The following is an 8,151-nucleotide window of genomic DNA, read 5'->3' as shown; positions in this document are numbered from 1 at the left end:
GACGGGGACGGGCGGGGCGGTCAGCAGCTCGGCGTGCAGGGCGCGCAGCTCGGGCCCCGGGTCGGCGCCCAGCCCGCCGGCGAGGGCCCGGCGCACCTCCTCGTAGCCGGCGAGCGCCTCCGCCGGCCGGCCCGCCGCCCGCAGCGCGCGCAGCCTCAGGGCCTGCACCGGCTCGTCGTACGGAAGCTCCCGGGCCAGCGCCGTCAGCTCCGGGAGGGCCTCCTCCGCCCGCCCCACGAGGGTCAGCGCGGTGAGCCTGGCCCGGCGGGCGGCCGGGCCGCCTCGGCCGCCCGGTCGGGCAGGTCGGCCAGCGGTTCGCCGCGCCACAGGGCCAGCGCCGCGTCCAGTGCGGCGAGCGCGCCCGCCGGGTCGCCCGCACCCAGCGCGCGCACCCCCTCGGCCGTCATCCGCTCGAACCGGTGCAGGTCCACGGCGTCCCGCTCGGCCGCCAGTCGGTAGCCCCCGTCCACCGACACCACCGCGTCCGGCCCGAGGGCCCGGCGCAGCCGCCCCACCAGCGCCTGCAAGGCCCCCGTGGCGTCGGCGGGCGGGTCGCCCGCCCACACCTCGTCCACCAGCCGTCCCGGCGACACCGCCCGCCCGGCTCCCAGCGCCAGCACCGTCAGCAGCGCGCGCAGCCTCGCCCCGCCGACCGGCGCCGGCGAGCCGTCGGCGCGGTGGACCTGGACGGGGCCGAGGACGGAGACGCGCATGGCAGCGAGACTATGCGGCGCGGCCCGCACCCGGCGAGGCGGACCGGGGGCCGGGCACCCGCCCCCCCCTCGCGACGGGAACCCGGCGCTCGGGCCCGGCGTTGTCCGGCCGTCGGGTACGGTCGGTCGTCCGTCCCCGCCGTGGGCCCCGCGCCCCGGGCGCACGTCAGCGAATGTCAGGAGCCCCGCCCATGGCCACCGCCGCCTCCCCCCGCAGCGACCGGCGGGTCAGTCCCGTGTTCCTCGGCATCGCCGCCGTGATGGCGGTCACCGGGTGGGCGGTGTGGACGGGCTTCTCCGCCGACCTCGGCCTGGCGGTGTTCCTCTTCGTCACGTCCGGCTGGATCGTCTCGCTGTGCCTGCACGAGTACGCGCACGCCCGGACCGCGCTGCACGGCGGCGACCTGACCATCGGCGCGAAGGGGTACCTCACCCTCAATCCGCTGAAGTACACGCACGCCCTGCTGAGCGTCGTGCTGCCGGTGGTGTTCGTCGTCCTGGGCGGCATCGGCCTGCCCGGCGGCGCGGTGTTCATCGAGCGGCACCGCATCCAGGGGCGCTGGAAGCACAGCCTGATCTCGGCGGCCGGGCCGCTGACCAACGTGCTGTTCGCCCTGGTGTGCACGGCGCCGTTCTGGCTGGGCGCGCTGGACGGGGTGCCGGTGGGCTTCCGGTTCGCGCTGGCGTTCCTGGCGCTGCTCCAGGTGACGGCGGCGATCCTGAACTTCCTGCCGGTGCCGGGTCTGGACGGCTACGGCGTGGTCGAGCCGTGGCTCTCGCACCGCGTCCGGCGGCAGATCGAGCCGTTCGCGCCGTTCGGGCTGCTGGCGGTGTTCGTGTTCCTGTTCATCCCGGAGGTCAACCAGGCGTTCTTCGGGGCCGTCGACGCGCTGCTGCGCGGGCTGGGCGTGAGCGACGTCGAGACGTTCTGCGGGCAGGAGCTGTACCGCTTCTGGCAGACGGAGGACATCTGCGGGCAGCTCGCCGCGGCCTGAGTCCCCGCCGCGGCCCGCGCGCGGGTCAGACGGTCTGGCGGGCCTTCAGCGCCTTGGCCCGGCGGTGGTAGTACCAGGCCATGTTCGAGGTGACGCCGACGAGCAGCACCCACACGATGCCGCCGATCCAGGCGCCCTGGACGAAGGAGACCACGGCCGCGGCGACCGCGAGGACGCAGACGACGAGGGCGTAGAGGGCGAGGCGGGGCATGGGGGGCGGCTCCTGACCGGATACGGCTGGTGTTCGGGCGGTACGTGCCCTTCCAGTGTCCCGTATCCGCGGCCGGCCGCCGCCCCCGCCCCCGTACGGCCGGCGGGTCAGACGTCGGTGACGCGCAGGCCGGCGTGGGCCTTGTAGCGGCGGTTGACCGAGATCAGGTTCGCGACCAGGGACTCCACCTGGTGGGCGTTGCGCAGCCGGCCGGCGAAGATCCCGCGCATGCCGGGGATCAGCGCGGCGAGCGCCTGCACGGTGTCGGTGTCGGCGCGCTTCTCGCCGAGGACCATCACGTCGGTGTCGATGCGCTCGACCGCCGGGTCCTGGAGGAGGACGGCGGACAGGTGGTGGAAGGCGGCGGTGACCCGGGAGTCGGGCAGCAGGGCGGCGGCCTGCTCGGCGGCGCTGCCCTCGTCGGGGACGAGCGCGTAGGCGCCCTTCTTGTCGAAGCCGAGCGGGTTGACGCAGTCCACCACCAGCTTGCCGGCCAGCTCCTCGCGCAGGGCGGTGAGCGTGTCGGCGTGGCCGTCCCACGGCACGGCGACGATCACCACGTCGCTGCGGCGGGCGCACTCGGCGTTGTCGGCGCCCTCGACGCCGTGCCCGACCTCCTCGGCGGCGGTCCGTGCGCGCTCGGCGGAGCGGGAGCCGACGACCACCTTCTGTCCGGCGAGGGCGAACCGGTAGGCCAGGCCCCGGCCCTGGTCGCCGGTGCCGCCGAGCACGCCGACGACGAGGCCGGAGACGTCGGGGAGGTCGTGCGGGTCTTTCGCTGGGGCTGTGCCAGCCGTGTTGTCGGTCATGGGCCGACCCTATGGCCCGGCGGCGGGCCGGCGCCTCCGGCGTCGACCGCCCGACGCCTGAGTAAGGTAAACCTCACTTTAGCCGCTTAACCGGTTGCCTTGAGCACCCGCCCCCTCGGAGGATGGCTCCCCGTGACCTCCAAGCTCTCCCGTGTGCTGCCCGACCTCTCCCCCTGGCGCTCCTCCCCCGACTTCCGCCTGCTGTGGGTGCAGGGACTGATCACCTACTTCGGCAGCTTCATGGCGCTGGTGGCGCTCCCGTTGCAGATCAAGGACCTGACCGGCTCGCCGCTCGCGGTGGGCGCGATGGGCGCGGTCGAACTGGTGCCGCTGGTGGTGTTCGGGCTGTACGGCGGGGCGCTGGCGGACGCGGTGGACCGCCGCAAGGTCATCCTGCTGACCGAGGCGGGACTGGGGCTGCTGGCGGTGATCCTGCTGGTCAACGCCCTGCTGCCGGAGCCGGTGCTGTGGCCGCTGTACGTGGTGGCGGCCGGCGTCTCGGCGCTGGCCGGCCTCCAGCGGCCGGCGCTGGACTCGCTGCTGGCCCGGATCGTGCCGCACGACCAGCTCCCGGCGGCGGCCGCGCTGAACGCGCTGCGCTGGCAGGTCGGGGCGATCGCCGGTCCGGCGCTGGCCGGCCTGGTGGTGGCGTACGCGGGCAACGCCCCGGCGTACGCGACGACGGTGGTCTGCTTCGCGGTGTCGGTGGCGATGTGCCTGCGGCTGTCCCCCGCGCCGCCGGCGAAGGACGCGGACAAGCCCTCGCTGCGGGGCATCGCCGAGGGCGCGCGGTACGCCTGGTCGCGGCCGGTGCTGCTGGGCACCTACGCGGTGGACCTGGCGGCGATGTTCTTCGCCTTCCCCAACGCGATCTTCCCGTTCCTGGCCGACGAGCTGGACGCGGAGTGGTCGCTGGGCCTGATGTACGCGGCCGGGTCGGTGGGCTCGGTGCTGCTGAGCCTGACCAGCGGCTGGGTGTCCCGGGTGCGGCGGCACGGGCTGCTGGTGGTGTGCGGGGCGGCCGGCTGGGGCCTGGCGATCGCCGCGGCGGGCTGGTTCTCGAACGTCTGGGTGGTGCTGGTCTGCCTGGGGCTGGCGGGGGCCGGGGACATGCTGAGCGGACTCGGCCGCTCGACCATCTGGAACCAGACCATCCCGGAGGAGCTGCGCGGCCGGCTGGCCGGGATCGAGGTGCTGTCCTACAGCGTCGGGCCGCAGCTCGGCCAGGTCCGGGCGGGCGCGATGGCCGGCTGGACCGGCACCCGTCCGGCGGTCTGGAGCGGCGGCCTGGCCTGCCTGGTCTCGGTGGGGCTGCTGGCGGCGGCGCTGCCGAAGCTGCTGACCTACGACGCGCAGACCGACGAGGACGCCGTGCGCCGCCGGGCCGCGCACGAGGCCCGGACGGCGGAGGCGCAGCCGGGGGCCGGCGCGCTGCCCGAGGCGGACGCCCGGCCGGCGGGCGTCGCACCCGCGGACCGGGAGCCGGCGGGCTGAGCCCTCAGCGGCCGGTCGGGTCCCCGTCGTAGCGGGGCAGGGTGATGGCGTCGGCCGGCGGGGAGGCCAGCCTGGCGGCCAGCGCGGTCAGCGGGGGCCGGGTGGCGGTGCGCACGGCGGCGTGCAGCAGGCGGATGCCGGTGCGGGTGCACGGGTTGGCCAGGCGGGGCCCGCCGGGCGGCAGCCTCTGGGCGCGGTCGGCGAAGGGGCGCATCCGCACCTCGTACGCCGCGAAGGCGGCCGCCGGGTCGCCGGGTCGCGCGGCCAGCTCGCCGGCCAGCACATACGCCCCCACCAGCGCCAGGCTGGTGCCCATGCCGGTGATCGGCGAGGGGCAGCAGGCCGCGTCGCCGAGCAGCACCGTCCGCCCGCGCGACCAGGTGTCCATCCGGACCTGGCCGACGTCCTCGGCGTACAGCTCGTCGGTGGTGTCCAGCGCGGCCAGCACCCGGGGGGCGAGCCCGCCGGCGTCGGCGAAGCGCTCCCGCAGCAGGACGCGGCGCCCGTCCGGGCCGGCGGCCCGCCGCCGGCCGGTGGCGTCGGTGAAGACGATGCCGCGTTCGCCGGTGTTCTCCCGGCGTACGGCCTGCTCCAGGCCCATCCGCCGGACGACCTCGCGCCCGGCCCCGCACACGTCCACGCTCTGCCCGGCGCCGCGGGGGCCCCGGGGCCCGCTCGACCACGGTGACGTCGAGTCCGCGCCGGCGGGCCCACCAGGGTCTTTCGTTCGGATCAGGCTGGATCAGGGAGCGGCGTCTGGCGCCGTGCATTCGCAAGGCGGAGGAGGGAGCCACTGCGGTGGGGGCACCTCCCAGGCCCCCGGGCCTGGGGGCCATTGGCGAGTGACGACAACGCCGCGAGGTCGGTGTCCTGGGGGCACCTCCCAGCGGAGCTGGGGGAGCGTCGCGAGTCCAGCAAGATCCGAACGAGAGGCCCTATGCGAAGGCGGGTCCGGCGATGCCGGCGCCGGAGACCAGGACGTGCGGGCGGTCCGGGCCCGGTGTCATGCGCTGCCGCGGTCGCCGGAGGCGTCGCCGGCGGCCCCGCCGGACTTGTCGTGCCAGCGCGGGTCGTTCTCCCATTCGAGGTTCTTCTCGCGGGCGGTCTCCATGGCGTGCGAGGCCTCCTCGCGGGAGGTGTACGGGCCGAAGCGGTCGGCCGCGCGGCACTGCGGGCCCTCCTCGACCGTCCCGTGCTTCAGGCAGTAGTACCACTCGCCGGGCTTGCCGGCGGTCCGCTTCTTCAACAGCGCCATCAGGCACTCCTTCCCTAGGGGCCCTCCCGCGGGGCCCTCGGAGGATCCTCGGGGTCCCTCGGGGACTCTGTGCCCCGCACGGCCCTGGTTAGACTCGCGGCATGTCTGGCCAGTCGCTTCTCACCCCCGGGACCCTGTCCCCCGCCCGCTCCGTCCCCGGCGCCATCCGCCGCCCCGAGTACGTCGGGAAGCCCGCCCCCACGCCGTACACCGGCCCCGAGGTGCAGGACGCCGAGACGGTCGAGCTGATGCGCACGGCGGGCCGCATCGCCGCGCAGGCGATGGAGGAGGCCGCCAAGCACATCGCCCCCGGCGTCACCACCGACGAGCTGGACCGGGTCGCCCACGACTACATGGTGGACCACGGCGCCTACCCGTCCACGCTGGGCTACCGGGGCTTCCCGAAGTCGCTGTGCACCTCGGTGAACGAGGTGATCTGCCACGGCATCCCCGACTCCACGGTGCTGCGCGACGGCGACATCGTGAACCTGGACGTGACGGCGTACATCGGCGGCGTGCACGGCGACAACAACGCCACCTACCTCTGCGGCGAGGTGGACGAGGAGTCGCGGCTGCTGGTGGAGCGCACCCGGGAGGCGCTGAACCGGGCGATCAAGGCGGTCCGACCGGGCCGCCAGATCAACGTCATCGGGCGGGTCATCGAGTCGTACGCCAAGCGGTTCGGCTACGGCGTGGTACGCGACTTCACCGGGCACGGCATCAACTCGTCGTTCCACTCCGGGCTGGTCATCCCGCACTACGACTCCCCGCACGCCACCACGGTGATGCAGCCGGGGATGACCTTCACCATCGAGCCGATGCTGACGCTGGGCACCCACGAGTACGACATGTGGGAGGACGGCTGGACGGTGGTGACCAAGGACCGCAAGCGCACCGCGCAGTTCGAGCACACCCTGGTGGTGACGGAGACCGGGGCGGACGTCCTGACGCTGCCGTGAGGCCGTGGGCCCGGGCACACGGCCGGTTGCCCGGGACCCGGGAGGGGTACGTGTTTGCCGACAGCCCGTCGGAAACCAGTTGACTTAGGTAAGCCTAAGTAGGAGGATCGGCGTGGCGGCCTCGGGCACCCCTGCCCCTGCCGCCGTGTCTTCTCCTTCCCGGCCCCCGGAGGCCCGCCTTGGACGCCAGCGCCACCGCCACCCCGTCCTCACCGTTCTCTGTGCTCATCCGCACCGCGTCGCACGCCCAGCACACCGAGGCCGAGAACTCGAGCTTCATGGGCGACCTGCTCGGCGGCCGGCTCGGGGTCGAGGCGTACGCCCGGTACACCGAGCAGCTCTGGTTCGTCTACCGCGCCCTGGAGGACGCCGCCGAAGCGCTGCGCGCCGACCCGGTCGCCGGCCCGTTCGTCCAGGCGGAGCTGATGCGCACCGACGCCCTGGAGCGCGACCTGGCCCATCTGCGCGGCCCCGGCTGGCGCTCCGGCCTGGCGCCGCTGCCCGCCACCGAGGCGTACGCCGCCCGGGTCGCCGAGTGCGCCCGCGACTGGCCCGCCGGGTACGTGGCGCACCACTACACCCGCTACCTCGGCGACCTCTCCGGCGGCCAGATCATCCGCGACCGCGCCGAGCGCACCTGGGGCTTCGCCCGCAAGGGCGACGGGGTGCGGTTCTACGTCTTCGAGGAGATCGACAACCCGGCGGCGTTCAAGCGCGGCTACCGCGAGCTGCTGGACCGGGTGCCGGTGGACGACCTGGAGAAGCAGCGGATCATCGACGAGTGCAAGCGCGCCTTCGACTACAACGGCGACGTCTTCCGCCAGCTGGGCCGGGAGTTCCCGCTCAGCGCGTGAGCCGCGGCGGGCGGCTTGAGGGTCCGGGGGGCATCTCGCGGACCCGGCCGCCCACTTCGATCAGACCGTCCGGGCCGGGGGCCGTGAGCAGTTGCGACCCCCGGCCCTGGGTGATGTTCAGGGCCCGGCCGAGCCGCGCGGTGAGCAGCAGCGCCGCCGCCCCGGTGGCCTCGTCCTCGTCGATGCCGTCACCCCGCCCCGGGAACGCCCGGGCCCGCACCCGCCCGGCGGCCTCGTCCGACCACGCCCAGGCGTAGAGCCTCCCAGGACTCCGCCCAGGGGAGACCCCCGCCCCCGGCGGCGGTACGTCGAGGGCGTCGACCTCCTCGGCCGTGGCGTACTGGCGCAAGGTGCACGGCGGCGCCCACTCGGCGCGCGCCTCGATCCAGGTGAACTCCCCGTCGTGGCGCGCCCACACCTTCCCGGCGGGCGGGCTTGACCACCTCCAGGTCGAGCAGCCAGGCCGCGCCGACCAGCGGAAGCCCGGCGAACGGCAGCCGCACGGCGGGGGTGTGGATGTCGACGGCGCCGCGCTCGGGGTCGTCCACGGACACCGTCTCGCTGAAGCCCAGTCGCGCCGCCACCGCTTGGCGCGCCTGCTCGCCCCGGCAGGCCCCGCCCTCCCGCACCACGCCCAGCAGGTCGCCGTGGCGGCCGTCACCGCCGCAGAAGACGGCGACCACGTCGTGCGCGGGCAGCGGCCCGGGGGCGGATCCAGGGGGCGGTGCGGTGTTCATCGCGGCATTCAAACACGGGCGTACGGGCATGGGGGCACGCCCCCGGGGGACGGCCCGGGGGCGTGCTGCCGGCCTGCTGCGCCGTCGCCGGGGCGCCACCCCCGGCTGACGGCCCCTCGCACCC

8 protein-coding genes and 2 pseudogenes are annotated in these 8,151 nt (G+C 75.2%); 4 read left to right on the top strand and 6 right to left on the bottom strand.

Annotation, left to right across the window (positions count from 1 at the left end):
* Nucleotides 1–713: pseudogene (locus C6N75_RS10775) on the bottom strand (AfsR/SARP family transcriptional regulator); the annotation flags it as partial.
* Nucleotides 714–904: 191 nt separating this feature from the next.
* Between C6N75_RS10775 and C6N75_RS10770 the strand changes: the two are divergent.
* Entirely contained in the window at nucleotides 905–1,708 is an 804-nt protein-coding gene (locus C6N75_RS10770) for a site-2 protease family protein (protein WP_105868647.1), read from the top strand.
* A gap of 25 nt (nucleotides 1,709–1,733) precedes the next feature.
* On the opposite strand, the gene C6N75_RS10765 is transcribed toward C6N75_RS10770, so the two are convergent.
* Entirely contained in the window at nucleotides 1,734–1,919 is a 186-nt protein-coding gene (locus tag C6N75_RS10765) for a hypothetical protein (protein ID WP_105868646.1), read from the bottom strand.
* 107 nt (nucleotides 1,920–2,026) lie between these two features.
* A complete protein-coding gene (gene npdG / locus C6N75_RS10760) occupies nucleotides 2,027–2,728 on the bottom strand; it encodes an NADPH-dependent F420 reductase (protein ID WP_105868645.1) in 702 nt (233 codons plus the stop codon).
* Between the two features lie 132 nt (nucleotides 2,729–2,860).
* On the opposite strand from npdG, the gene C6N75_RS10755 reads away from it, so the two are divergent.
* Nucleotides 2,861–4,222: an MFS transporter gene (locus C6N75_RS10755; RefSeq protein WP_105868644.1), complete on the top strand. Its 1,362-nt coding sequence runs from the start codon at nucleotides 2,861–2,863 to the stop codon at nucleotides 4,220–4,222.
* 4 nt (nucleotides 4,223–4,226) lie between these two features.
* Here the strand turns inward: C6N75_RS10755 and C6N75_RS10750 are convergent, their stop codons facing one another.
* Together C6N75_RS10750 and C6N75_RS10745 are read right to left on the bottom strand one after the other, a co-directional pair.
* Complete coding sequence (locus C6N75_RS10750) at nucleotides 4,227–4,856, bottom strand: FAD-dependent monooxygenase (RefSeq protein ID WP_258177339.1); 630 nt, start codon at nucleotides 4,854–4,856, stop codon at nucleotides 4,227–4,229.
* Nucleotides 4,857–5,225: 369 nt separating this feature from the next.
* Entirely contained in the window at nucleotides 5,226–5,477 is a 252-nt protein-coding gene (locus C6N75_RS10745; protein WP_105868643.1) for a hypothetical protein, read from the bottom strand.
* Nucleotides 5,478–5,578: 101 nt separating this feature from the next.
* Here C6N75_RS10745 and map point away from each other — a divergent pair, with 101 nt between their 5' ends.
* Nucleotides 5,579–6,436 carry a type I methionyl aminopeptidase gene (map, locus tag C6N75_RS10740; RefSeq protein WP_105868642.1) on the top strand — a complete coding sequence of 286 codons (858 nt, stop codon included), beginning with the start codon at nucleotides 5,579–5,581 and terminating at the stop codon, nucleotides 6,434–6,436.
* Nucleotides 6,437–6,615: 179 nt separating this feature from the next.
* Nucleotides 6,616–7,290 (top strand): biliverdin-producing heme oxygenase, encoded by a 675-nt coding sequence (locus tag C6N75_RS10735; protein ID WP_105868641.1) that lies wholly within the window; start codon nucleotides 6,616–6,618, stop codon nucleotides 7,288–7,290.
* Here the strand turns inward: C6N75_RS10735 and C6N75_RS10730 are convergent.
* Nucleotides 7,280–8,027 (bottom strand): annotated as a pseudogene (locus C6N75_RS10730) (PhzF family phenazine biosynthesis protein). The gene C6N75_RS10735 and the pseudogene C6N75_RS10730 overlap by 11 nt on opposite strands.
* Between the last annotated feature and the right edge of the window lie 124 nt (nucleotides 8,028–8,151).

Source organism: Streptomyces solincola (assembly GCF_002982015.1).
GTDB classification, from domain to species: domain Bacteria; phylum Actinomycetota; class Actinomycetes; order Streptomycetales; family Streptomycetaceae; genus Streptomyces; species Streptomyces solincola.
Note: the sequence above shows the minus strand (reverse complement) of the source record. Positions and strands in the feature narration are given on the sequence as shown.

Excerpts from the sequence above, each read along its gene's own strand:
- C6N75_RS10765 (WP_105868646.1), bottom strand. The coding sequence starts at position 1,919 with ATGCCCCGCCTCGCCCTCTACGCCCTCGTCGTCTGCGTCCTCGCGGTC.
- C6N75_RS10745 (WP_105868643.1), bottom strand. The coding sequence starts at position 5,477 with ATGGCGCTGTTGAAGAAGCGGACCGCCGGCAAGCCCGGCGAGTGGTAC.
- C6N75_RS10770 (WP_105868647.1), top strand. The coding sequence starts at position 905 with ATGGCCACCGCCGCCTCCCCCCGCAGCGACCGGCGGGTCAGTCCCGTG.
- npdG (WP_105868645.1), bottom strand. The coding sequence starts at position 2,728 with ATGACCGACAACACGGCTGGCACAGCCCCAGCGAAAGACCCGCACGAC.
- map (WP_105868642.1), top strand. The coding sequence starts at position 5,579 with ATGTCTGGCCAGTCGCTTCTCACCCCCGGGACCCTGTCCCCCGCCCGC.